We start from the raw sequence: 26,558 nt of genomic DNA on the forward strand, positions 1-26,558 counted from the left end.
GAAAAGATTTTTGAAAAAGAGGCATTTTATCAGAATTTAATCAAAATATTGCTCCTCAATCCCCTTGCTCACCAAGCTAAAGTATATTTTTCCACTAAGTTCACATTACTCAATGCGCAGCAGTATGCTGCTGTGCGAACGTTTTAATATAGTCTGCAATTTTTTCTGGCTGACTTAAAACTGCCCAATGATTGGCATCAATTTCAACACGCTGGAATTGTTCTGCCCATTTTGGCATTTCATCAATCAATTCAGGGCTAACAAAATGATCTCGCTGTAGCACGATTGCCTGTACGGGACATACGGCAAAACGCTGCCGAGGTTGCGTTAAACGCGGAATAAAATTAGCACGATATAAGCCGATTCCATATTTCCCATCTAAGGTGATATTCGTATTTAAAGGCAAGTCTTTTTGACCTTCTAACTGCTCCAGTACTTTAGCCCACTTGTGAGGCGTAAAAAAATTCCAAACTGTCGGTGCAAGTAAAGGCAACTGAAAAACGGCAATATACCAAGATTTACTTAATTGCTTAAAAAATTTGCCTTTGTGCTGTTTAAATTGATTTCGCATTGCAAAAGCCGCGTGATCTAAACAAGGACCTGAAATCGTACTATAAGATAAAATTCGGGTCTTAAATTTTGCTTCGGTGACTGACTCCCAAGACTGAATCGAACCCCAATCATGTGCAGCTAAATGAAAAGGACGATCTTTTAATACTGCATTGACCACACTTTCTAAATCTAAAGACAATTGTTCTAAACGATAATCACGAATACGTGTTGGAATAGAGGATTGCCCTGCTCCACGTACATCATAAGTAAGAATATAAAAATCTTGTTTTAGTTGCTGAATGATCAGCTCCCATACCTCTTGATTATCAGGATAACCATGTACCAAGACTAAGGCTGGTTTGTCATCACTACCCCATGTTTTCACATAAAGACGGTGTTGGTCTTGGGTATTTACCCATTGAGTCTGCGCTTCCATGTTCTTCCTTTCTTGTTATTGGCGATTTATTGCAGCATTTTGACAACGAAACCAATACTGCCGTACAAATTTTATTCTAGTATGGTCTGAAGCGAGAAAAAAACAATTGACCTAAATATGCCTTTTAACAAAACCACGGACAATTTCAGCCCGTTCTAAATCTTTTATTCGCTCCCAATGCCTCATATCATAGGGCAAATATTGCAGTTGATGAGATTCATCTGCGCGTACGAGTGCTTTTAATAAGCAAAGATCATAAAAAAAAGTGCTTGATCAACAAGCACTTTTTACTTCATTTCAAATGTGTAATTAGCGTTTTTTCTGTTCAATGGCGGCTCCCGCACCGCCACCAATCGCACCGCCAATCGCCGCACCAGCATTTCCGCCAATGACACTTTTACCTACAGCAGAGCCAATTGCACCACCAACACCACTATAGGTTGCATTACGGTTAGAACCGCCTTGGGTTTTACTGCCCACAGCAGCCCCAGCACCACCACCAATCGCTGCACCAGCACCACCACCGATGCTATTACCGACACCACCACCAATTGCACCACCTAAAGCAGCAGTACCAATACGCTGTTCATTGGCTGACATACTTTCACAGCCTGTAAACATAATCGTAGACAGCAGTACAGCAGAAATTAAACCGATTGTTTTTTTCATATCCACGACTCCTCTACTTTATAATTAAAGCCTAATCTTATTTTCTGTAGCAAATGATCAGATTATGTAATTACCATACGTGCATTCTTTTCATTTTGTAAGCTAATTTTAACTCAAATACTCAAAGATCAATTCAATCAATACAACTTTAACTATTCCACTTAAGTATCCGAAAATCAGTTAAAGTATTCCAATTGATCCATGATCTGATAACAAAAAATTTAAAGCGCTGTTTGCTTAAACAAGAAGGATAGTCAGGATGAAAAAACTTCTTTTGTCGATACTTATATTACTGTGCTGCAATCCAACAGCCTATCCCAATGATTTTGATACGAATATAACCACCAAAACTCAATCTTTAAAAAATATTGCTTATGGACATCATCCTCAACAAGCGATGGATGTCTATTTCCCTGTCAAAGCCTTAACAGATAAAACTCCAGCACCGTTAATCGTTATGGTACATGGTGGTGCTTGGAGCAGAGGTGATAAAAATAATGCAGCGGTGGTCAAAAACAAAGTGGATTATTGGACAAAACAAAATTGGATTTTTATTTCTATCAACTATAGATTAGTTCCTGATGTGACAGTACAGCAGCAAACCCAAGATATTGCAGAAGCACTCATTTATATCCAGAAACAAGCACCCAATTGGCATGCTGACTCAAAACGCTTGGTTCTCATGGGGCATTCATCAGGCGCACATTTAGTCAGCCTACTCACAACTCGTCCCCTTTGGCTGACATCACAACCCCAGCCTTGGCGCGCTACGGTTGCTTTAGACAGTGCCGCTTATCATGTCGAAAAAATTATGCAAACTCGACATGCACGTCTTTATGACCAAGCCTTTGGTGATCAGCCCTCAAACTGGCGGGCGCTGTCTCCGACATTCCAACTACAACAAGCACTACCTGCATTTCTCGCGGTTTGTTCGACCACTCGTCCAGACCAACCTTGTGCGCAGGCACAGCAATTTATTCAACAAGCACAAAAACTAGGGACTAAAGTCCAGTTATTGCCTCTCCCACTTTCACATATTGAGATCAATAAATCACTTGGAAAAAATAATCCATATACTCAAGCCGTAAATCAATTTATACAAAGCAATTCATTTACGATTGAATAAGCTGAATGTGATTTTATTAAACATACAGATTCTTTGCGCAGCAATTCAGAGCCTATTTTTAAAAGACTCATTCAATATCCCCTCAAATTCTAGAATAGGCTCTCCAATTTCCGCGCATAAAAAAAGACGCCCGAAGGCGCCTTTTTCACTCACTTAACTTAAGAATTAAAATTCTTGGTTAAATGCTTGGCTTAATGCTTGGTCTACATCAGAAAAGTCATTTACAAGTTCGTGTTCAGCAGCTTCTGCTTCTTGACGACGACGTTCTAAATGATACGCAAGACCTGTACCCGCTGGAATCAAACGACCCACAACCACGTTCTCTTTCAGACCGCGTAATTCATCTTCTTTACCTGTCACAGCCGCTTCAGTTAACACACGTGTGGTTTCCTGGAACGATGCAGCAGAAATGAACGAGTCAGTCGAAAGCGATGCTTTAGTAATACCCATCAATTGACGTTCATACTTCGCAGGGAACTTGTTCTGAGCAAGTACAGCTTGGTTTTCAGCAACCATGCGGATGTAATCCACTTGTTCGCCTTTAATGAAGCTGGTATCACCACCATCGGTGATTTCAACTTTACGCAACATTTGACGTACGATGACTTCAATGTGCTTATCGTTGATTTTTACACCTTGCAGACGGTAAACGTCCTGAACTTCATTTACGATGTAGTTCGTTAACGCTACTTCGCCTTTCAGACGCAAGATGTCATGTGGGTTTTGTGGGCCGTCAGAAACGGTTTCACCACGGTTCACATGCTCACCTTCATACACGTTCATGGTACGCCATTTCGGAATCAACTCTTCATAAATTTCAGAGCCGTCATCTGGTGTAATCACTAAACGGTTTTTACCTTTGGTCTCTTTACCGAAGCTTACAACACCTGAAATTTCAGCCAAGATTGCATGTTCTTTCGGTTTACGTGCTTCGAACAAGTCAGCTACACGCGGTAGACCACCAGTAATGTCACGTGTACGTGAAGTTTCTTGTGGTACACGACCAATAACGTCACCCACACCAATTGTTTCGCCATCACGGACAGAAAGAATCGTGTTTTGTGGCAAGAAGTAGAATTGTTCGCCACCATCAGTGGTATCCAATACAACCGCAGGACGCATATCTTTACCTGACGCAGGACGTGAAGTCACTGGTAAGATTTCAATAGTCGTCATGCCTGTTGCATCATCAGTTTTCGATGTCACGGTTACGCCATCAGCAATTTGGCTGAAACGTACTTTACCAGCAACTTCAGTTACCAATGGATGTGTATGCGGATCCCAAGTTGCAACGATGCCGCCAGCTGCGACTGCTTCGCCATCTTTCAAGATGATCGACGCACCGTATGGGATTTTGTAGCGTTCGCGTTCACGACCTAAGTCATCCGCAATACCAATTTCACCTGAACGAGACGTTGATACCAAGTGACCTTTGGCATGTTGTACCGTTTTCACATTATGGAAACGTATAGTACCTTTGTTACGTACTTGAACACTGTTAGCAGCAGAAGTTCGGCTTGCAGCACCACCCACGTGGAATGTACGCATGGTTAACTGGGTACCCGGCTCACCAATTGATTGTGCAGCCATAACACCTACAGACTCACCAGGATTTACCTGATGACCACGTGCAAGGTCACGACCATAACATTTCGCACATACACCGAAAGTCGATTCACAAGAAACCACTGAACGTACTTTAACTTCATCGACACCCGCTTCTTCAATGAAGGCAGCAAGTTTTTCGTCAATAAGTGTATTACGTGGAAGAATAACGTCGTCAGAACCAGCACGCTTCACATCTTCAGCAACCACACGACCCAGAACTCGTGCACCCAAGTTCTCGATGACATCGCCACCTTGAATGAATGGAGTCATCACTAGACCGCTTAAAGTACCGCAATCAGGTTCATTGATCACCAAATCCTGCGCAACGTCTACAAGACGACGCGTCAAGTAACCCGAGTTCGCAGTTTTAAGTGCTGTATCGGCCAAACCTTTACGTGCACCATGTGTTGAAATGAAGTACTGAAGTACGGTCAAACCTTCACGGAAGTTTGCTTTAATTGGGGTTTCAATGATCGAACCATCTGGTTTCGCCATCAAACCACGCATACCTGCAAGCTGACGAATCTGAGCTGCCGAACCACGGGCACCAGAGTCAGACATCATATAGATACTGTTGAATGATTTTTGCTTCTCATCTTCACCCTGTTTGTTTTTAACAGTTGTGAAAGACAAGTTGTCCATCATCGCTTTAGCAACTTGGTCATTGGTACGTGCCCAAATATCGACCACTTTGTTATAACGTTCACCAGCAGTTACGAAACCTTGTTCAAACTGTTGTTCAATTTCACGAACTTCAGTTTCTGCTTTTTCGATAATCGTATATTTCGTTGGTGGAATAAGCATATCTTCCATACCAACAGATACACCTGAACGCGTCGCTTGACGGAAGCCCAAGTACATCAATTGATCCGCAAAGATCACAGTATCTTTAAGACCCAACTTACGGTAGCACGAGTTAATTAACTTCGAGATGTTCTTTTTATTCATCTCAAGGTTAATTTGCTGGAAGTCCATGCCTTTAGGAACAACTTCCCAAAGCAAACAACGACCAGGTGTCGTATCTACAATAATCGTTTGATCTTCACGATTACCATCTTCATCAATTACAGTTTGATGTACACGTGCTTTTACGCGAGCGTGTAAGTTCACCTGACCTGTAGCAAGCGCACGGTTTACTTCATCAGTATCCGCAAACACCATGCCTTCGCCTTTGGCATTGATTGCATCACGCGTGATGTAATACAAGCCCAACACCACGTCCTGAGACGGTACGATGATTGGCTCACCGTTCGCTGGAGACAAGATGTTGTTGGTTGACATCATTAACGCACGAGCTTCTAACTGAGCTTCAAGTGTTAATGGTACGTGTACCGCCATTTGGTCACCGTCGAAGTCGGCGTTGAACGCAGCACATACGAGTGGGTGAAGACGGATCGCTTTACCTTCAATCAAGGTCGGTTCAAATGCTTGAAGACCCAAACGGTGAAGTGTTGGCGCACGGTTCAACATCACTGGATGTTGGCGAATCACATGAGCAAGAACGTCCCAAACTTCTGGCGTTTCGCGCTCAACCATTTTCTTCGCAGCTTTAATGGTGGTCGCTTGACCTGAAGCTTGTAGTTTCGCAAAAATAAACGGCTTGAATAACTCAAGTGCCATTTTCTTCGGAAGACCACACTGGTGCAAACGTAAAGTCGGGCCTACGGTAATAACCGAACGACCAGAATAGTCAACACGTTTACCCAATAAGTTTTGACGGAAACGACCTTGTTTACCTTTGATCATATCAGCCAAAGATTTCAATGGACGTTTGTTCGAACCGGTAATTGCGCGACCACGACGACCGTTATCAAGCAATGCATCGACAGACTCTTGCAACATACGTTTTTCGTTACGTACGATGATGTCTGGCGCTGAAAGGTCAAGAAGACGTTTTAAACGGTTGTTACGGTTAATCACACGACGGTAAAGGTCGTTCAAGTCAGACGTCGCGAAACGACCACCTTCAAGCGGAACCAACGGACGAAGATCTGGTGGAAGAACTGGTAATACAGTCAACACCATCCATTCTGGTTTGTTGTTCGACTCTTTGAATGCTTCCATCAACTTCAAACGTTTAGACGCTTTTTTAAGCTTCGTTTCTGAAGTTGTTTGTGGAATTTCTTCACGAAGACGTGAGATTTCGTTTTCAAGATCGATGTCTTTCAACAAATCTTGAATCGCTTCTGCACCCATTTTCGCGCTGAATTCATCACCGTGTTCTTCTAACGCTGTGAAGTATTCTTCATCGTTAAGAAGTTGGTATTTCTCCATCGGAGTCATACCCGGATCAGTGACAACGTATGATTCGAAATACAATACACGTTCGATATCACGTAAAGTCATGTCTAATAATAGACCAATACGAGATGGTAATGATTTTAAGAACCAAATGTGCGCCACTGGAGAAGCAAGATCAATATGACCCATGCGCTCACGACGAACTTTTGCAGTGGTTACTTCAACGCCACATTTTTCACAAATGACGCCTTTGTATTTCATACGCTTGTATTTACCACACAAGCATTCGTAATCTTTCACTGGACCAAAAATTTTGGCACAGAATAAACCATCACGTTCTGGTTTGAACGTACGATAGTTGATGGTTTCTGGCTTTTTAACTTCACCGTGAGACCATGACTTAATCATTTCTGGTGACGCAAGACCAATACGGATGCGATCAAACTCTACTGGAGCATGACCGTCTGAATCCGTCTTTTTGCGCATGATATCGAGCAAATCTTTCAATTTTTTTCTCCGTGTGCCGAAAAGATTTTCACTTCCCGGCTGGGTCACAAATATTGTTTTTTAACTGAGAAATCTCCCCCTCTTCCCTTTTGAGGAAGCCCCCTCTTTTTAAAGAGGGGTTTGGGGAGATTTAATGGAGAGTCTTAGTCACCATTTTTCAGTTCAATGTTGATACCTAAAGAACGGATCTCTTTGGTCAATACGTTGAACGATTCAGGCATGCCCGGATCCATATAATGGTTGCCATCTACGATGTTCTTATAGATGCGAGTACGACCTTCAACATCATCCGACTTCACAGTAAGCATTTCTTGCAGGGTATAAGCTGCACCATATGCTTCAAGCGCCCAGACTTCCATCTCACCGAAACGCTGACCACCAAACTGAGCTTTACCGCCCAATGGCTGTTGCGTCACAAGTGAATAAGAACCCGTAGAACGCGCATGCATCTTGTCATCAACCAAGTGATTCAGTTTCAACATGTACATGTAACCTACAGTTACTGGACGGTCAAAACGTTCACCTGTACGTCCATCATACAAGACGGTTTGACCTGTACGTGGAATGTCTGCAAGTTCTAATAATTCTTTAATTTGACCTTCATCTGCACCATCAAATACTGGTGTAGCTAAAGGAATACCTTTACGCAAGTTGCCTGAAAGAATCATTACTTCATCATCAGTTAAGCTATCAAGATCTTCTTGCTCGCCACCAACTTTGTTATAAATTTTGTCTAGGAATTCACGAAGTTCAATCACTGTACGTTGCTGCTGAAGCATCTTGTCAATTTTATCGCCAAGACCTTTTGCCGCCATACCCAAGTGAGTTTCAAGAATCTGACCCACGTTCATACGTGATGGTACACCCAGTGGGTTCAACACGATATCAACAGGAACACCGTAAGCATCATGTGGCATGTCTTCAACTGGTAAGATGTTCGATACAACACCCTTGTTACCATGACGACCCGCCATTTTGTCACCCGGTTGGATGCGACGTTTTACAGCCAAGTAAACTTTAACAACTTTCAATACGCCAGTCGTTAGTTCATCACCTGTAGAAAGTTTGCGTTTCTTCTCAGCAAATTTTTCATCAATTTCGATGCTCTTCTCTTTCAAGAACACTTGAATTTGAGTTAAGCGTTCCGCAATTGCTTCATCATTTGGCTGGATTTCAAGCAGATCAACAAGCTCTAAACCAGATAACATATCTTCAGAAAGCTTGTCACCACGTTTAGTGCCACCGCCACCATTCGATTCTTGACCTTTCAACAAGCGCACAATACGTTCACGTGCTGCTTCTTCGAAGATTTTGTATTCTTCTTTCAAGTCTTTACGGTAAGCATCTAATTGTGCTTTTTCAATTGCTTGAGCACGTTCGTCTTTTTCAAGACCGTCACGTGTAAACACTTGAACGTCAATCACAGTACCTTTAGTACCCGATGGAACACGTAAAGATGAATCTTTCACGTCAGCTGCTTTTTCACCGAAGATTGCACGAAGCAATTTTTCTTCAGGTGTTAATTGCGTTTCACCTTTAGGTGTTACTTTACCGACTAGGATATCGCCCGCAGTCACTTCTGCACCGATGTAAACAATACCTGATTCATCGAGTTTAGACAGCGCTGCTTCACCCACGTTCGGGATATCGGCAGTGATTTCTTCAGCACCCAATTTCGTATCACGTGCGACACATGATAATTCTTGGATATGAATCGAAGTCAAACGGTCTTCTTGAAGCACACGCTCAGATAACAAGATCGAGTCTTCATAGTTATAACCATTCCACGTCATGAACGCGACGCGCATGTTTTGACCGAGTGCAAGCTCACCACCATCTGTTGATGGACCGTCAGCCAATACATCGCCACAAGCAACTTTGTCGCCAAGTTTCACAACAACTGTTTGGTTAATACAGGTATTTTGGTTCGAACGCGTATATTTGATCAGGTTGTAGATATCTACACCCGCTTCGCCTGCGATCATCTCTTCTTCGTTGACACGAATAACCACACGAGAGGCATCAACAAACTCAATACGCCCGCCACGTTTTGCAATAACACATACACCTGAGTCACGCGCTACGTTTGCTTCCATACCTGTACCAACTAGCGGTTTATCCGCAATCAGTGTAGGTACAGCCTGACGTTGCATGTTTGAACCCATCAATGCACGGTTGGCGTCATCGTGTTCAAGGAACGGAATCAGTGATGCTGCAACAGATACAACCTGTTGAGCAGAAACATCCATATGCGTCACTTTTTCAGGCGGCATACGAACGAAATCACCTTGATGACGTACTGAAACAAATTCTTCAGTCAACGTACCATCTTTATCTACACCAGAATCGGCCTGTGCAATCACAGTACCTACTTCTTCAATGGCAGATAAATACTCAATATCATCCGTTACACGACCATCTACAACGCGGCGATATGGTGTTTCCAAGAAACCGAAGTTGTTAGCTTTTGCATAAACTGAAAGTGAGTTGATCAAACCAATGTTTGGTCCCTCAGGCGTTTCAATTGGACATACACGACCGTAATGCGTTTGATGTACGTCACGTACTTCAAAGCCTGCACGTTCACGTGTCAAACCACCCGGCCCAAGCGCTGATACACGACGTTTATGTGTAATTTCAGACAATGGATTATTTTGATCCATAAACTGCGACAATTGGCTTGAACCAAAGAATTCTTTGATCGCAGCAGCAACTGGTTTTGCATTGATCAAATCTTGTGGAGACAAGTTATCTGTTTCAGCTTGGCTTAAACGTTCTTTAACAGCACGCTCTACACGAACTAAACCAACACGGAATTGGTTTTCTGTCATTTCACCGACTGAACGTACGCGACGGTTACCCAAGTGATCGATATCATCGACTTCACCTTTACCGTTACGAATTTCAACCAATGTTTTTAATACGTCAGTAATATCACTGTTTGAAAGAATACCTTCAATTGCACGTGACTTCTGATCCGTACCCACATCGTATGGACGACCCAAACGACGGTTAAACTTCATACGACCCACTGGAGACAGGTCATAACGTTCAGACGAGAAGAATAAATTGTTGAATAAGTTTTCAGCAGCTTCTTTGGTTGGTGGCTCACCTGGGCGCATTACTTTGTAGATTTCTACTAGTGCTTCTTCACGACCTGAAGTCGTATCTGCACGTAAAGAATCTGCAACGAAAGAACCACGGTCGATGTCATTGGTGAATAAGATGTTAAATTGTTTAACACCACCTTCTGCCAATTTCACCATCACTTCATGACTAAGCACAGTATTTGCAGCAATTACATCGCCATCACGTAAAGCAACATCCTCAGCAGTGATGCGCTCATACAAGTATTCATCAGGAACAGATAGCTTCGTTAAGCCAGATGCTTCCATTTGACGTACATGACGTGCATTAATACGTTTACCTTGTTCAACAATCACTTTGCCGTCAGCATCAGTGATATCGAATTGAGCCATTTCACCACGCAGGCGTTCAGGCACAAGGTCAATTTGATAACTACCCATGTCAAGATACACAGGGACTTTTTCATAGAACATGTCTAGGACTTGTTCGTTGCTATAGCCTAATGCACGAAGGACGACAGTCGCGAGTAATTTACGACGACGGTCAATACGCACATAAACCAAATCTTTCGCATCAAATTCAAAGTCTAACCATGAGCCACGGTAAGGAATAATACGTGCTGAATAAAGAACTTTACCACTAGAGTGAGTTTTGCCTTTATCGTGGTCAAAGAACACACCTGGTGAACGATGTAACTGAGAAACAATTACACGCTCAGTACCATTGATGACAAAGGTACCATTTTCGGTCATGAGTGGCATTTCACCCATGTACACTTCTTGCTCACGTACATCTTTAATTGATTTGGTTTCGCGATCTTTAATGATCAAACGAATTTTTACGCGCATTGGTGCCGCATAAGTCGAACCACGTAAAATACATTCACGCACATCAAACTCAGGCTTACCAAGACTATACTCAACAAATTCTAAAGCAGCATTGCCAGAATAACTTTCAATAGGAAAAACTGAACGAAATGCGGCTTGGAGACCGATATCTTCGCGGTTTTTTGGAGTTTTGCCATCTTGTAGGAATGTTCTGTACGAGTCGACTTGAATCGAAAGCAAGTACGGAGCATCCATGACGCTAGGCAATTTACCAAAATTCTTACGGATCCGTTTCTTTTCGGTATATGAGTATGCCATCTGGAGTCCTCGGAAAGTAAACTAAGCCCGCCTGCAGAACGGGCCTAGAAGGAATTACACAGGCCGATATGGCCACCACTTTTTACAAATGCTGCAATTTTTAGTGGTATTAAAACGCTTAGCAATATTTTCAAATATGAAAAAATATTGGTAAATGTTTGATATTATTGATTTATTATACTAATTGATGCTTTTTACACCAATCAAACAAAAATCGAGCCGATAATTGTAACGCAAAAAGGCTGATGACCCAAGAGCCATCAGCCAAATTTCGGGGTCAATTTAAAATTAGACCCCTAGCTAAATTACTTAACAGTAACTGTAGCACCAGTAGTTTCAAGCTTAGCTTTAAGTGCATCAGCATCTTCTTTAGAAATGCCTTCTTTAAGAATTTGTGGAGCACCTTCAACTAAATCTTTAGCTTCTTTCAAGCCAAGACCAGTAACTTCACGAACTGCTTTAATTACAGCTACTTTGTTCGCACCGAAAGAAGTCAACTCAACGTTGAATTCAGACTGTTCTTCAACAGCAGCAGCAGCAGGACCAGCAGCTACAGCTACAGCAGCAGCAGATACGTTGAATTTTTCTTCAAAAGCAGAAATAAGTTCAACAAGTTCAAGAACAGTTTTTTCAGCAACTGCGTTTAGGATTTCTTCGTTTGTTAAAGCCATGAGAGTAACTCCAAATGGGTATTGAATGGTGTGAAGGTAGATTTAAGCTTCTGTAACTTCTGGAGCTTCGTTTTTCTCTTGAAGCGCTGTAAGTAAGCGACCCAATTTCGAAATAGGAGCTTGAAGAACAGATGCGAGCATAGTAAGCGCTTTTTCTTGGTTCGGAAGATTCGCGATAACACTAATTTCTTCACCTTGATAAAGTTTGCCGTCAAATGCAGCAGCCTTTAATTCAAATGCTTTGTTAGTTTTAGCGAATTCTTCGAACAAGCGTGCAGCTGCACCCATATCGTCTTCAGAAGTTGAGAATGCTAAGATTGTTGGACCAACAAGGTTGTCATTCAAGATAGAGAATTGCGTATCTTGAAGAGCACGTTTAGCCAAAGTATTACGTACAACGCGTGTAGCAACACCTAGTTTACGAGCTTCAACACGAAGAGCAGTTAATTGCCCAACAGTTAAACCTTGGTAGTCAGCAACAACGGCAGCGAACGCTGTAGAAGCAATTTCAGCCACTTCAACAACGATCTGTTTTTTGCTTTCTATAAGAAGAGCCATTGTAAATCCTCCTAACGGTGATTTATGTACTCAAACGAGTACACTCCCAATTCGTAAGTCAACAAAAATTTGACTTACACGCGGAGGAGGAATAAATCACACCACCGCGTCTACTCGGACTGGACTTTTAAGAAGTGAGTCCCGAAAGACTCTCCTCGCCCGAGGTCTTTGACGCTGATAAACTTACATCTATCAATTCAAAGTTTGCCTAATGTGTAAAACACCGCAAAACAACCAAAATATGATTTTTTTTGCGTAAAATTTTAAGCAGTGCTTAAAATTTTAGTCAGGGCTTTAAAATTTTGTTCTATCTAATAAGTAAAAACTTAGTTAGAAACGTTTGATACATCAATAGTAAGACCAGGACCCATAGTAGAGCTCAAAGTGATCTTTTTAATGTAAACGCCTTTAGAAGTCGCTGGTTTTAATTTTTTCAAATCAACAACCAAAGTTTCAATGTTTTGACGGATCGCAGCAGCTTCAAAGCCAACTTGACCAATCGCAGCATGAATAATACCGCCTTTGTCTACACGGTAACGTGCTTGACCAGCTTTAGCGTTGCGAACAGCGCCAGCTACGTCAGGAGTTACTGTACCGACTTTCGGGTTTGGCATTAAGCCACGTGGACCAAGAATCGTACCCAACTTACCTACAACGCGCATTGCATCTGGAGCAGCAATAACAACATCAAAGTCAAGATTACCTGCTTGAATGCTTTCAGCAAGATCATCAAAACCAACAATGTCCGCGCCTTCAGCTTTAGCAGCTTCAGCAGCAGCACCTTGAGCAAACACAGCTACACGTACAGTTTTACCCGTACCTGCAGGAAGTGTAGTCGCGCCACGAACAACCTGATCAGATTTACGTGGGTCAACGCCTAGGTTCACTGAAACATCCAAAGATTCTTTGAATTTAACAGCAGGAAGGTCATTTAGAACTTGTACCGCTTCTTCCAAAGTATAAACTTTGTTTGCTTCAACAGCAGCAGCGATGGCTTTTTGACGTTTCGTTAATTTAGCCATGTCTTATAACTCCACTTCCAAGCCCATAGAACGCGCAGAACCAGCAATGGTACGTACACGTGCGTCTAAATCAGCACCAGTTAAATCTGGTTCTTTAGTAGTCGCAATTTCTTCTAATTGAGCGCGAGTCAACTTACCAACTTTAGTTTTGTTAGGTACAGCTGAACCCTTAGAAATACCAGCAGCCTTCTTAAGAAGAATCGCAGCAGGAGGAGTTTTCATGATGAATGTGAACGACTTGTCGTTGTACACAGTAATCACTACAGGAATTGGAAGACCCGCTTCAACTTTTTGTGTCGCAGCATTGAATTCTTTACAGAATGCCATGATGTTAACACCACGTTGACCCAATGCAGGACCAATCGGTGGAGATGGATTCGCTTTACCAGCTGGAACTTGCAGCTTGATATAGCCGTCAATCTTCTTAGCCATTTCAAATTACCTCTGGGTACAAACGCCGCTAGGCTCCCCAACGCTATTCATGTAACAAAACCGTTACAACAACAATGCCCGATCCATAACAAATCGGGCGTTTTCAACCAACCTAAATTAGTTCGCTTTTTCGACTTGACGAAATTCGAGTTCAACTTGAGTTGGTCGATTAAATACATTAATGGTCAACGTTAAACGTGACTTCTCGTATTGAACTTCTTCCACCACGCCTTTAAAATCGGTGAATGGACCGTCAACAACAAGTAATTCTTCGCCTGGTTCAAACATCGTCTTAGGACGAGGTGCTTCACCAGTATTACGTACACGCGCAAGAATCGCATCCGCTTCTTTTTGCGTAATCGGTGCAGGCTTTTCTGCAGTACCACCGATAAAACCAAGCACTTTTGGACATTCTTTTACGATATGCCAAGTATCATCATTCATTTCCATTTCGACCAATACATAGCCTGGAAAGAATTTACGCTCTGATTTACGCTTCTTACCATCCTTCATTTCCACTACTTCTTCAGTAGGGACAAGGACTTCACCAAAGCTATCGGCTACAGCGCTACGCTGGATTCGATCATTAAGTGAACGCATCACTTGTTTTTCATAACCTGAATAGGCATGAATAATGTACCAACGTTTCATAGCTCTCTTACCCGATAATAAACTTCATTAACCAGCCTAAAATGTAATCAAAGCTCCACAAAACCAGAGAAGCGATTACAACAACTGCAAGAACATGCCAAGATGTGGTCACTGTTTCTTGCTTAGTTGGCCAAGTCACACGACGTAACTCTATTCGAGCATCTTTCAATAAACGAACAAAGCCTTTGCCTTGATGGGTGGCGTATAATAAACCCAAAGCCGCTACGATACAAGCCAAAATCACACCAACGCGCACCCAAACATTATTCGCAGGTGCCCAATACGCTGGCAAATACTGACCCACCATGGTCGCACCAACCAATAAAATCAATGCGATAACCCATAAAACTATATCTACAGGGGAACCAGAATGAACAACTTCAGCAGGATTATTTCTTTGTGGAATTGGCGCTTCGCTTAATGCGTCACGCGATTTATCATTCGACATTTTTGTACTCGTCGTAGGCTTCGCGACTTATTATATGACAATTTAACCAGCATCAAGCTTTTTTTTAAAAATAATGGCAGGCCAGGAGGGACTCGAACCCCCAACATTCGGTTTTGGAGACCGACGCTCTACCAATTGAACTACTGACCTAGAGTACAAATCGGGAACCCAAGCTCCCGACCTGTAAATATTCACTTATCGTATTATGCAGTTACTTTCGCAACAACACCAGCACCAACTGTACGACCACCTTCACGAATCGCAAAACGTAGACCTGGGTCCATTGCGATTGGGTGAATTAGTTCTACTGACATTTCTACGTTGTCACCAGGCATAACCATTTCCACGCCTTCTTGTAATTGGATTGCGCCAGTTACGTCAGTTGTACGGAAATAGAATTGTGGACGGTAACCGTTAAGGAATGGTGTATGACGACCACCCTCTTCTTTAGAAAGTACGTATACTTCTGCATCGAATTTAGTGTGCGGTTTGATTGTACCTGGTTTAGCAAGTACTTGACCACGTTGAACGTCTTCACGTTTAGTACCACGTAGAAGAACACCACAGTTCTCGCCAGCACGACCTTCGTCAAGCAATTTACGGAACATTTCTACGCCAGTTACAGTCGTTACAACTGTATCTTTAATACCAACGATTTCAACTGACTCGCCAACTTTAACGATACCAGATTCAACACGACCAGTAACTACAGTACCACGACCAGAGATAGAGAATACATCTTCGATTGGCATAAGGAATGCTTTATCGATTGCACGTTCTGGTTCAGGAATGTAAGAATCAAGCGCAGCAACCAATTCGATTACAGCAGATTCGCCATAAGGACCTTCGTTACCGTTTAATGCTTGAAGCGCTGAACCACGGATGATTGGAGTGTCATCACCTGGGAAGTCATAAGTAGAAAGAAGTTCACGAACTTCCATTTCTACTAATTCAAGTAATTCTTCGTCATCAACAAGGTCACACTTGTTAAGGAATACAAGAATGTACGGTACACCAACCTGACGAGACAAAAGGATGTGTTCACGAGTCTGTGGCATAGGACCATCAGTCGCAGCACATACAAGGATCGCACCGTCCATTTGAGCAGCACCAGTGATCATGTTTTTAACATAATCGGCGTGACCTGGACAGTCTACGTGAGCGTAGTGACGAACTGGAGAATCGTATTCTACGTGTGAAGTATTAATGGTAATACCACGTGCTTTTTCTTCTGGTGCAGAGTCAATTGCTGCGTAGTCTTTAGCTTCACCGCCGTAGTTTTTTGCACAAATTGTTGCAATCGCAGCAGTTAAAGTTGTTTTACCATGGTCAACGTGACCAATTGTGCCCACGTTTACGTGTGGCTTATTACGTTCAAACTTAGCTTTAGCCATGATGATCTTCCTCGTTTACGTCGAACACGGTTTTAAACAACTCAGCATCGACCTATCGTCTAAAAAATTAGACACCTAATACTTAAAAAGCAGACTAAAAAGCCTGCTTTGGGAAAACTGTGTGAACAAGTCACTAAACTGTATATCTGGAGCTCTTATCCAGATTTGAACTGGAGACCTCTCCCTTACCAAGGGAGTGCTCTACCACTGAGCTATAAGAGCAAATTTTCGCTTCAATGGAGCGGGAGACGAGGGTCGAACTCGCGACATGCAGCTTGGAAGGCTGCCGCTCTACCAACTGAGCTACTCCCGCACGATGTTGGTACATCCACTTTTTGAAGTCTTAAAATTGGTGGTGAGGGAAGGATTCGAACCTTCGAAACTTTCGTAGCGGAGTTACAGTCCGCCCCCTTTGACCGCTCGGGAACCTCACCATTTTACACTTACTATCAGTGTTATTCTTTTTACTTACATTCTCAACATTAAGATGGTGCCGGCACACGGATTCGAACTGTGGACCTACTGATTACAAGTCAGTTGCTCTACCAACTGAGCTATGCCGGCGTTTCTTAGTGTTTCGTACGTTTCGTATCGGAACGGTGTGCAGTTTAGCAAAACTCTGAATCCTTGCAAGTGTTTTTTTCAAAAAAAACCTCAAAAACTCATAAAATCAAACCATTTGATGATAATTCAACCGCTTTGATCACTGCACGCGCTTTTATTTGCGTTTCATTCCATTCAGATTCAGGATTTGAATCGACAACTAACCCCGCTCCTGCCTGAACATAGACCTTATTTTCACGAATTACACAGGTACGAATGGCAATCGACATATCCATTTCACCATGCCAACCTAAATACCCCACTGCACCACCAAAAACTCCGCGTTTTACTGGTTCAACTTCATCAATAATTTCCATCGCACGAATTTTGGGTGCACCAGACAATGTGCCCGCAGGAAATGTCGCCTTAAAAACATCAAGCGCATCGACATCATCACGAACTTCACCTTGTACATTCGACACAATATGCATCACATGTGAATAACGCTCGATCACCATTTGATCTGTGACTTGCACTTTGCCAATTTTTGATACCCGACCAACATCATTTCGGCCCAAATCAATCAGCATTAAATGCTCTGCAATTTCTTTTTCATCGGAAAGCAAATCTTTTTCCAATGCCAAATCTTCTTCTTTGGTCTTGCCGCGTGGACGCGTTCCAGCCAATGGACGTACCGTTGCAATGCCATTCTCCAAACGCGATAAAATCTCTGGAGAAGATCCAACAATATGAAAGGTTTTTTTGTTGTCTAAGGTTTGTCCTTGCACCAAAAATAAATAAGGTGATGGATTTAAATGACGCAGCGCACGATAAACCTGTAAAGCCTCACCATCAAAGTCTGAAACCATACGATGCCCCGGAACCACTTGCATCACGTCACCAGCACGGATGTATTCTTTGACGGTTTCAATCGATTCCAAATACTTGGCTTTACCTGTCAATGACTCGAAATGGGGTGCAGTATGCTTTTTGGCTTGCAGGCTAATCGGTGTTGCCAACAATGCTTCCAACTGATCAAGTTGCTGTTGTGCTTTAGCATAAGCCTCTGGATCATTGACATCCGCATGCACAATTAAAAATAAAGTGTCTTTTAAGTTGTCAAACACAATCACAGTTTTAGACAGCATCATCCAAATATCTGGCAATCCAACAGGGTCAGCTGCTGGAACATTGGTTAAACGCGGCTCAATATAACGTACCGCATCATAGCCAAAGTAACCCACAAGCCCACCAGTAAAACTTGGTAAGGCAGGTAAATCTTGTTGCGTAGGCACATGAAATTGGGCTTGGAAAGCACGAATATATTGGAATGGGTCAGTGCATGCTTGCGTTTCAAGCGAACCATCCGCCTGTTGAATGGTGAGCACACCTTCATTACAAGAAAAAACTGTCGATTCACCTAAGCCAATAATAGAATAGCGTGCCCAATTCTCCCCACCCTCAACCGATTCAAACAAATAAGCTTGCTGATGATCTTTAAAACGTGCAAAAACTGAAAGTGGGGTTTCAGTATCCGCTAAGCGCTGACGGTAAACAGGAATAAGGTTATAGCCAGCAGATGCTAACTGGTCGAATTGAGTTTGCGTTGTCATGAGTATTCTCTATGTTTTCGATATGGGCGTATTTAAGTTCGTTTTCATGTTATCTGACTTAGTCTCGCCATCGAAAAACCATACAATTTCTCATTCCAATATCCTTATTTTAAATTATTTCGCGAGCAATTCTGTTAAATCATCGACCACTTGCTGTGGTTGGCAATCATGAATATCTTCACCATGATTATAGCCATAGCTCACCACAATACAATCAACCCCTGCACGTCTTGCTGCTTCTACATCATTGCTTGAATCACCAATCATTAATGTTTCTGCCGCAGTGACCCCATATTGATCCACACAAAAGAGCAGCTGACGTGGGTGTGGTTTACGCTCCTCAAAACGATCACCACCAATCACATCAACAAAATACTGCGTTAAGCCCAAGCTTTCAACAATCATCCGTGCAGGTTGTTCTGGTTTATTGGTGACACAGACCATTTGCTTATTGTGACTTAAACCCCATTCTAAAAAATCAATCACCCCATTAAAAGGCTGGGTATCAACACAGGGTTCGGCATTATAAATGTTTAAAAAAGTCTCTAATAATTGCTGATGCTGAGTAGGATCAACCTGACCAGTTAAATGTTGCAGCGTGCTCTGACAAAACAGTACGGTTCCCTTACCAATCCACGTTCGCACTTGTGCTTCAGTCACGCTAGGCAGTTGCAAAGTATTTAGGCTCATATTCATGGCCCGATATAAATCGAATGCGGAATCAACCAAAGTGCCATCTAAGTCAAATAAAATAAGCTCACGACTTGCCAATTGTGCTACCGACATCTTATCCCTCTCCATTTATTTCATACAGAAACATCAACCCAAATAATGAAGGCATGCGAGTGCATGCCTTCATTATTGTTTGGCACGGCTTATTTAAAGAATAACCATGCAATGATTGCAAGAATAATCAATGCAATAATAGATATTAAGCCAATCGATGCATTTTTTTGCTCTTCTTTGACTTGTTCAACCCGCGATATAGGCTCTTCTATTGCAATCGGTTGCGGTTCAGGCTGCGCCTGAACATCGACACCTTGTGGAATCGGTGCCGGCTTGGGTATAGCAACCTGTTGTGGCATACCATCTCGACTGACTTGAACTTCGCGATCCCGCTCGGTTAAGCTCGGCATCCCTTGCTCATTCATTTGCTGCGCCACTGTTTTAGATGCCTCTTCAACGTGGGCTGTTTCAGTTTCAGACACAGCAACTGCTTCTGAAGGTTGCTCAGTCGCAGGAATCACTTCGGGTTGCGTAACTTTAGGGTCAGCCACAACCTCAGTTGACTCCATTGTTACAGCGGCACTCTTTTGTGCAGGTGCGAGTACTGAAAATTTCAAACTGGCAAATTGTACAATATCACCTTCTTTCAACAAGGTTTCATGTTCAATACGTAAATCATTCACGAATGAACCATTCGATGAGTTTAAATCTTGCACCCATAAAGCTTGGTCTTTCAACAAGAACGCTGCATGCTTGCGTGAAATCTCTGCAGCTTGCAATACAATATCTGCGCTCTGATGACGGCCGACCAACATATCACGGTCGATGCCAATTTCTTGTCCTGTCAATTCACTGGTAATTGCTTGTATTTTCCAAGTCATGAAATGCACTTCTCTTTGCGATTTTTTTCATCATATCACGGCAAATCTTCGATTCTTTACAAACGCTATGAAGAACCTGATCGAACCGTGGTTGTATTCACTGTATTTTTGCTTTTTTTAACCGTTGCACTGGGTGCCTGAATAGCTTGTCTTTGCACCATCGGTTCAATAGCAACAGGTGTCGTTACAATAGCATTCGAAGACTGCTGCTGAGCAGCCGAAGGTACGGTTTGATAATCTGGTACTTTCGGTGCTGAAGGCGTCACAGGAAGCCGTTGTTGGTAAATATCATCAATATTTTCTGGTAACTTGGCAAAAGTACCATCCTGATCCATCGCTAACTGTAAGCTATATAATTGGCTATAGCGCTGTTGTGACAAACGATTCACATCTTGACTATCGCCCACAATCGTCGGATGGATAAACACCAACAGATTACGTTTTTCATTGGATTTTGCATCGGCACGGAATAAACGACCAATGCCAGGAATTGCACCCAACCCTGGCACCGACTGGCGACTATAAATCGAGTTATCCGAAATCAGACCGCCCAATACAATGGTTTGACCATGTTCAGCTAAAATTGAAGTTTTAATGGCACGTTTACTGGTAATTAAATCCTGAGCTTCGCCTTTTGGCTGCACAGCTGAAACTTCTTGTTCCACTTCTAAACGCACCGTACCATCGGCACCAATATGCGGCACGACTTTAAGCGTCACCCCGACATCTTTACGTTCAATTGATGTATAAGGATTGGCTGTACCACCCGTCGTACTGACTGATCCAGTGACAAAAGGCACATTTTGCCCCACAACAATATAAGCTTCCTCATTGTCCATCGTTACAATAGAAGGTGTAGAGAGTAAATTAGACTTGGTTTTACTCTTTAATGCCTGAATGAGTGCACCGTATAATTTACGTGAGCCGTCAGCACCTTCTTTATAATCACCTAGAATCAGCGACGTTCCTGTACCTAACTTGGATGCAGCACCAGCTGCCCCACCAGTAACATAACCCGCTGCAAGCTGAGCTATACTCGCGCCCACATTGCTAAAATTGATTAAGCCAATACCACTATTTAAGTCACCCAATGCCCACTGCACACCCAGTTGATCGGCATCACTGCCTTCGACCTCAATAATCGCAGCTTCAATCAGGACTTGTTGACGACGTATATCCAGTTGCTGAATCGCCGATTCAATTTCTCGCATGAGTTGTGGATCTGCTTTCACCACCAAAGCATTTTGACTATCATCCGCAATAATACTGACCCCATTGGCATTAAAACTGGTGATTGAATTTTGATTATTGCTGTTCGATCCACCCCCCAAATTAATGCTTGGCGTGGCAATACTGGATGAACCGCCGCTTGAACTATTCGAACTACTACTGCCTGAATAGCTCGTCGCATTATTATTGTTCGAAGACGATGAAGTATTGGAATTTGATGAACTGGCAACCGCCTGACCAGTCACTAAGCCTTGTAAAATTTCAGCCAGATTTTTTGCACTGGCATATTTTAAACGGAAAACTTTTAAGCCACCCAAACGATCTGCCGTAGGCACATCCAACATTTCAATCATTTGACGAATGCGCTTGCGCGTTGCCGTATCACCTTTTAACACAATACGATTGGTGCGTGTATCGGCAACAATTCGGACACGTGAACCTTTTAAGTCTTTTGCCGCACCTGTGGAACTCATTGACTCAAGTAAACCGATCATTTCTTCAGCCTGACTCGATTGCAACGTGACGGCCTCAATATCGTTTTGCCCAGTTCCATCCAAATTACGAATAATCGTTTCAATCTGATAAATATTACTGGCACGGTCGGAAACAATCAGTGCATTGGTGCCGGCCACCGCAGACATATGTGCAAACTGCGGCATTAAAGGACGCAATGCTGGAATTAAATCGTTGGGATTGGTATTTTCAAGCCAAATGACTCGAGTGACAATTTGATCACCCGTTGCACGTTGTTTGGCATCGTACGGAATACCTGAGCCTTTCACATTGCTATCGGGAACAAGTTTGATGGTATTGCCTGAAGGAACAGCCACAACACCATTGACATTCAAAACCCCTAAAAATAAGTCATATACTTCAGCTTTATTTAAAGGCTTATTGGAAATGACCGTCACATTGCCACGTACACGCGGATCAACAGCAAAGTTTTTTCCTGTAATATCAGCAACTTCATTAATAAATGCTGTTAAATCAGCGTCACGCAAATTAATTTTCCATGTTTGTGCATAGCTTGCCGTGCTCACCATAGCCATAAGCGGTGCAGCAGCGAATAAAGCCCAAACTGGACGATGATGATTAAATAAAGCCATAAAATTTCGTGCTTCCTAATCCTATAATGTGACGATGCATCACTTAAAAACTCTGTTGTATGGTCATCACCTGATCACCACGCTTTATTTCTATTTTAACTTGACCTTCACGTCGAGCCTGTTCCAACAATTGAGCATCACTTTGCCCCTGACCGACAGCCTGTCCATTTAAAGACATAATCCGATCACCGGGTTGTAAGCCCAGTTTGCTGCGTAATGCGGCAGGTGTTCTTGAAGTCACTTCATAGCCCTCACCTGCGGCATTCACCCCCATATCTTTTAAATATTGTTCCCGATCTTGCTGTATTTTTTGTACTGCTTGCCCTAATGCATTCTGTTCCTGACTCTGCTGCATTTGTGTCACTTGATTATGAGCAGATGATGGATTTTCTACAGGCTGAACAATTGATTGATCCAAACCATTTTCAATGCCTTTGAACTTTAACTCGCGGGTTGTGCCATTATTTTGGCGCAACAACACTCGATCCCAATACACTTGCGCAAGTTGGTAAGAGGTGTTGGCAATGTTTTCCCCCACCCGATAGCGATCCGCGACTTCATTCATCTTAATCACCGCAGAGGAAAACTGACTCGGGTAACCCACCATCACACCTTGCAAGACCAGATTGATGCTTTCATCGGCAGCCGCTGTTGCGCCCACTTCTTGAAATAATGCAAATGAAGCAATATTCGGGACTTGAGCTTGTTGCGAACCCAAGGGAATACGTTCGACTTGCATCACCTGAGGCGGCGCGACAAGCAACCAAAAAATACTCGCCAATTTCCAGCACAAATATAGAATAAGCAAAAGTAAAAGTATCGGAGCTGCCCGATCGGCCTGCTTCCAATTTAATTGTTGAATTTTTTCAATCCACTCACTCATTAGAAACCACCTTTAAATAAAGGCTGTCTCGAACTAATGACATAAGTGTCTAAACCTGCTTTCCCTTCATACGAAGGAATATTCATCAATAAACGCTGCGTCAATTGCACATCCAACATCAAGTTTTGATCAACAGCCAATGCCATCAGCTTTTGATCGCGCTGATCACGAATATCAAACATCAGTTTATTGTTTTCATCTGATAGCTTTCCTTTCAATGACGGTATATTCATTCGATCTTGACGTTGAGCATAGCTATAAATCAGCTCACCACCCGCCCATTGCAACTGACCGTCAGCCTGTGTAAAGCCCTGCTGTTTGTTAAAATTAAATTCAATATTTTGCAGTTGAATGGTATTGGTCGGCCACTGCCAATCCACCATATTTTTCAAAGTTTCAGGTGCAATTTGTCCATTCAAATCATGAATTGTTATTTTTTTGCCAAAACCATAACCGACTACACCATCAAGTTGTGTATGCCCACTATGGACTTCTAGCTGTGCCCCTAAACGCAACAAAAACAGATCCAATGGTCGTGTTTTCCAACTCAACGATCCTCGTAAATTACCTTGATGCCAATCTGCTTGTCCTTGCCAAATATTACCACTTACATTTTGCAAGACTTGGTTGTTTTTATAAAATTTTGAAATGAGCCAAGCCGCTGGTATTTGGAGTAATACAAAAATAAAAAAGACCAGGATAGCAAAGATCCACCACGCCATATATTTGGGTTTTTTTATCATCCCAGCACGACCAACATATCAATTATTCTTCCTTGAGCCACTATATTATCTTTCTACACACATTATGCATACTTTTTCCACAACGCCAATTCTAAGATATAAAAAAACCAAGCATAAATGCTTGGTTTTTTCAGTCTAATCCGCTTGGATGACATTCTTATGAATTTTGCAATTAGATCAGAAAGTCTTCCAATTTTGCACCATTTTCTAATTCAGCAACCAACCAACGCGGTTGTTTACCACGACCCGTCCAAGTATCCACAGGATTCTGTTTGCTACGATAACGTGGCTCGACAGACTTACGTGTACTTTTCTTGCGTTTAGTTGCACCAAACTCTAAAAGCTGCTCAATCGTCAAACCAACTTTATCTGCAATAGCTAAAATTTGCTGATAAGCATCTTCAATCGCTTGATCTTTTTTAGAAGCAATTAATGCTTCCGCTTCAACCTGTAAATGTTTTAACTCTTCAACAGATAAATTACTAATGTCTGGCATCATATTAACTCCAACTAGATTTTATATTTATTTATACAACGCCGACATAATATTTTTATTGCCTAAGATATACAATATAAAAATTTAAATTATCAACAATATTTAAACAGATTCCATACTTCTATATTTTAATTACTACATTTCTAAATATTTTTAAATTTGATGATTAACCATTAATTCAATTTTTGTCACTTTCTGCCGAATTATTTCAGGGATAGACATTTTAAGCATATTTTCTTTATCCACACAAACCATCACCGCTTCGCCTAATGCAACAATAGCCTGCTGCTGCTCACTCCATAATAAATAACTCATTCGAAGCGCACTATTACGCATTTCTTCTACACGTGCACCAATTTTAAGTTGATCTGGATAAAAGACTGGACGAATATATTTGCACTGATTTGATGCAACCACTGTATAAACATCATGTTGAAAAATATTAAGTTCATCCATATAACGAATGCGAGCACTTTCTATATAACGATAATACAGCACATTATTTACATGACCAAAAGCATCCATATCACCCCATGCGACTGACTGTATATGAATAATGGGATAATCTGACAGCATTAACATTAACTCTACTCGCTATATTTTAATTTCTACAAAATTTGCATTATTTTCAAATATTAAATTTAACTGTTTGATCAAATCATCCTGACCTTTTAAGGTAGACTTCACCCGTAAATAATTCATCATTACGTTATCTGGATATAATTCAAGCATTTTATTCGCTTCTTCTTCTCGCGCTGTCGCCGTATATATATGCCATTTCGCAAAGGAAAATACAGGTAAAGAAGGATATTTATTTTCCCAATATTCAATCCGCTGCTCAACCTTTAAATAATCAGGGTTTTGCTTTAATAATTGCTGTTGGAACCATAAATAAAAAACGTCTTGGTTAAATTGTTCATCTAATAAATGTAATGCCAAATCTTCATGTTGYCAAGCAGAAKACGGCATACGAGATAATACTTTTAACCATAACGTCTTTATCTCATAATTTCGATTATAAATTTGATCTGCTAAGTCTAAATAACGCTGTTGTAAGTTTTGTAAACTTTCCATATCTGCTTGATCAAAATCAAGTAATAACTGTTGTAGCCATGCTTGTTTGGTTTCGGTGCCTAAATGTCCATATTTAGTCGAACGCAAATACATCCATGGAAATTGAAGGGCAAACTTCCCCCATAGTGCTGTTAAACGTAAATCATAGGCACTTTTTACATCGTTTAACCAAGGTGAAAGTTCATGCTGATTTAAAAACTCAAGATGGGTTAAGGCTTGTTCACTGTCATTTTGCGCAAGGTAAATTTCAATCCGTTGAATTTCAGCCAATTCAAATGCCATGGCATTGGTTTGATTTAATTGTGCAAGTGCTTGTGGATATTGTTGCTGCATCCAATAGAGTCGTGAATCAATAATCCCTTTTAATAAACCCGATTGAGAAAAAACACCTTGAATAAATGCATGTTGGTCTTGAGCAGCTTCTAATAACCAAACCACCGCTAATTGCTCATAAGGATGCAAATTTTTAAAATTAAAAATGGTTTCTAATTTACGTTGCTCTCGGGTTAAATAACGCTTAATAAACAACCAAAATAATTGCGTCATTAAAGACAGCACAGCGAGAGAAATAAAAATGATCCAAATATTGGTTTGAATTTGCCATTCACGCCAATATAAATAGACATAACCTGCACCATAACCGTAACTTAAAACACTCAGTACTGCGATTATAATTAAACTAATAAAAGCATATGCAAGTAAAACCTGTTTCATTA

General features: G+C 41.8%; 21 protein-coding genes and 5 tRNA genes. 1 reads left to right on the top strand and 25 read right to left on the bottom strand.

The window, feature by feature from the left end; genetic code table 11:
• Positions 1-109 precede the first annotated feature (109 nt).
• Both B9T30_RS06995 and B9T30_RS07000 read right to left on the bottom strand, forming a co-directional pair.
• Entirely contained in the window at positions 110-988 is an 879-nt protein-coding gene (locus B9T30_RS06995) for an alpha/beta fold hydrolase (protein ID WP_086184348.1), read from the bottom strand.
• Between the two features lie 309 nt (positions 989-1,297).
• A complete protein-coding gene (locus tag B9T30_RS07000) occupies positions 1,298-1,657 on the bottom strand; it encodes a DNA transfer protein p32 (RefSeq protein ID WP_086164754.1) in 360 nt (119 codons plus the stop codon).
• A 259-nt stretch (positions 1,658-1,916) separates the two neighbouring features.
• On the opposite strand from B9T30_RS07000, the gene B9T30_RS07005 reads away from it, so the two are divergent.
• On the top strand, positions 1,917-2,783 hold the full coding sequence (locus tag B9T30_RS07005) for an alpha/beta hydrolase (protein WP_086184349.1): 867 nt from the start codon (positions 1,917-1,919) through the stop codon (positions 2,781-2,783).
• 165 nt (positions 2,784-2,948) lie between these two features.
• Here the strand turns inward: B9T30_RS07005 and rpoC are convergent, their stop codons facing one another.
• From rpoC to B9T30_RS07120, 23 genes are all read right to left on the bottom strand, one after another.
• Complete coding sequence (gene rpoC / locus B9T30_RS07010) at positions 2,949-7,139, bottom strand: DNA-directed RNA polymerase subunit beta' (protein ID WP_086164756.1); 4,191 nt, start codon at positions 7,137-7,139, stop codon at positions 2,949-2,951.
• 143 nt (positions 7,140-7,282) lie between these two features.
• A complete protein-coding gene (gene rpoB, locus B9T30_RS07015; protein ID WP_086184350.1) occupies positions 7,283-11,371 on the bottom strand; it encodes a DNA-directed RNA polymerase subunit beta in 4,089 nt (1,362 codons plus the stop codon).
• 305 nt (positions 11,372-11,676) lie between these two features.
• Positions 11,677-12,042 carry a 50S ribosomal protein L7/L12 gene (gene rplL / locus B9T30_RS07020; RefSeq protein WP_086184351.1) on the bottom strand — a complete coding sequence of 122 codons (366 nt, stop codon included), beginning with the start codon at positions 12,040-12,042 and terminating at the stop codon, positions 11,677-11,679.
• A 42-nt stretch (positions 12,043-12,084) separates the two neighbouring features.
• On the bottom strand, positions 12,085-12,600 hold the full coding sequence (gene rplJ / locus B9T30_RS07025) for a 50S ribosomal protein L10 (protein ID WP_086184352.1): 516 nt from the start codon (positions 12,598-12,600) through the stop codon (positions 12,085-12,087).
• Positions 12,601-12,926: 326 nt separating this feature from the next.
• A complete protein-coding gene (gene rplA, locus B9T30_RS07030; RefSeq protein ID WP_086184353.1) occupies positions 12,927-13,622 on the bottom strand; it encodes a 50S ribosomal protein L1 in 696 nt (231 codons plus the stop codon).
• Between the two features lie 3 nt (positions 13,623-13,625).
• Positions 13,626-14,054 (bottom strand): 50S ribosomal protein L11, encoded by a 429-nt coding sequence (gene rplK / locus B9T30_RS07035; RefSeq protein WP_086184354.1) that lies wholly within the window; start codon positions 14,052-14,054, stop codon positions 13,626-13,628.
• Positions 14,055-14,171: 117 nt separating this feature from the next.
• Positions 14,172-14,705, bottom strand: a complete 534-nt coding sequence (gene nusG, locus B9T30_RS07040; protein WP_004650657.1) for a transcription termination/antitermination protein NusG — start codon at positions 14,703-14,705, stop codon at positions 14,172-14,174.
• A gap of 7 nt (positions 14,706-14,712) precedes the next feature.
• Complete coding sequence (secE, locus tag B9T30_RS07045) at positions 14,713-15,153, bottom strand: preprotein translocase subunit SecE (RefSeq protein ID WP_086164762.1); 441 nt, start codon at positions 15,151-15,153, stop codon at positions 14,713-14,715.
• 74 nt (positions 15,154-15,227) lie between these two features.
• A tRNA-Trp gene (locus B9T30_RS07050) sits at positions 15,228-15,303 on the bottom strand.
• 53 nt (positions 15,304-15,356) lie between these two features.
• Positions 15,357-16,547: an elongation factor Tu gene (gene tuf, locus B9T30_RS07055; protein WP_086164763.1), complete on the bottom strand. Its 1,191-nt coding sequence runs from the start codon at positions 16,545-16,547 to the stop codon at positions 15,357-15,359.
• A gap of 147 nt (positions 16,548-16,694) precedes the next feature.
• Positions 16,695-16,769: transfer RNA gene (locus B9T30_RS07060), tRNA-Thr, on the bottom strand.
• 15 nt (positions 16,770-16,784) lie between these two features.
• Positions 16,785-16,860: transfer RNA gene (locus B9T30_RS07065), tRNA-Gly, on the bottom strand.
• 37 nt (positions 16,861-16,897) lie between these two features.
• Positions 16,898-16,981 (bottom strand) — tRNA-Tyr (locus B9T30_RS07070).
• 54 nt (positions 16,982-17,035) lie between these two features.
• Positions 17,036-17,111: transfer RNA gene (locus B9T30_RS07075), tRNA-Thr, on the bottom strand.
• 98 nt (positions 17,112-17,209) lie between these two features.
• Entirely contained in the window at positions 17,210-18,703 is a 1,494-nt protein-coding gene (gene trpE, locus B9T30_RS07080) for an anthranilate synthase component I (RefSeq protein ID WP_086184355.1), read from the bottom strand.
• 114 nt (positions 18,704-18,817) lie between these two features.
• Positions 18,818-19,489: a phosphoglycolate phosphatase gene (locus tag B9T30_RS07085; protein ID WP_086184356.1), complete on the bottom strand. Its 672-nt coding sequence runs from the start codon at positions 19,487-19,489 to the stop codon at positions 18,818-18,820.
• Positions 19,490-19,578: 89 nt separating this feature from the next.
• Complete coding sequence (locus B9T30_RS07090) at positions 19,579-20,310, bottom strand: FHA domain-containing protein (RefSeq protein WP_086184357.1); 732 nt, start codon at positions 20,308-20,310, stop codon at positions 19,579-19,581.
• 65 nt (positions 20,311-20,375) lie between these two features.
• Positions 20,376-22,646, bottom strand: coding sequence for a type II secretion system secretin GspD (gene gspD, locus B9T30_RS07095; protein WP_086184358.1), 2,271 nt, complete (start codon positions 22,644-22,646; stop codon positions 20,376-20,378).
• Between the two features lie 43 nt (positions 22,647-22,689).
• Positions 22,690-23,529 (bottom strand): type II secretion system protein N, encoded by an 840-nt coding sequence (locus B9T30_RS07100; RefSeq protein ID WP_086184359.1) that lies wholly within the window; start codon positions 23,527-23,529, stop codon positions 22,690-22,692.
• Positions 23,529-24,272, bottom strand: coding sequence for a type II secretion system protein N (gene gspN, locus B9T30_RS07105; RefSeq protein WP_086184360.1), 744 nt, complete (start codon positions 24,270-24,272; stop codon positions 23,529-23,531). The genes B9T30_RS07100 and gspN overlap by 1 nt, the downstream gene beginning before the upstream one ends.
• A gap of 172 nt (positions 24,273-24,444) precedes the next feature.
• A complete protein-coding gene (locus B9T30_RS07110; protein ID WP_004650666.1) occupies positions 24,445-24,771 on the bottom strand; it encodes an H-NS family nucleoid-associated regulatory protein in 327 nt (108 codons plus the stop codon).
• 150 nt (positions 24,772-24,921) lie between these two features.
• Positions 24,922-25,350 (bottom strand): acyl-CoA thioesterase, encoded by a 429-nt coding sequence (locus B9T30_RS07115; protein ID WP_086184361.1) that lies wholly within the window; start codon positions 25,348-25,350, stop codon positions 24,922-24,924.
• Positions 25,351-25,362: 12 nt separating this feature from the next.
• The gene (locus B9T30_RS07120) at positions 25,363-26,556 is read right to left on the bottom strand and encodes a hypothetical protein (RefSeq protein ID WP_086184362.1); all 1,194 of its coding nucleotides are present in this window, start codon (positions 26,554-26,556) and stop codon (positions 25,363-25,365) included.
• Positions 26,557-26,558 lie beyond the last annotated feature (2 nt).

Source organism: Acinetobacter sp. ANC 4973 (assembly GCF_002135275.1).
GTDB classification, from domain to species: Bacteria; Pseudomonadota; Gammaproteobacteria; order Pseudomonadales; family Moraxellaceae; genus Acinetobacter; species Acinetobacter kyonggiensis.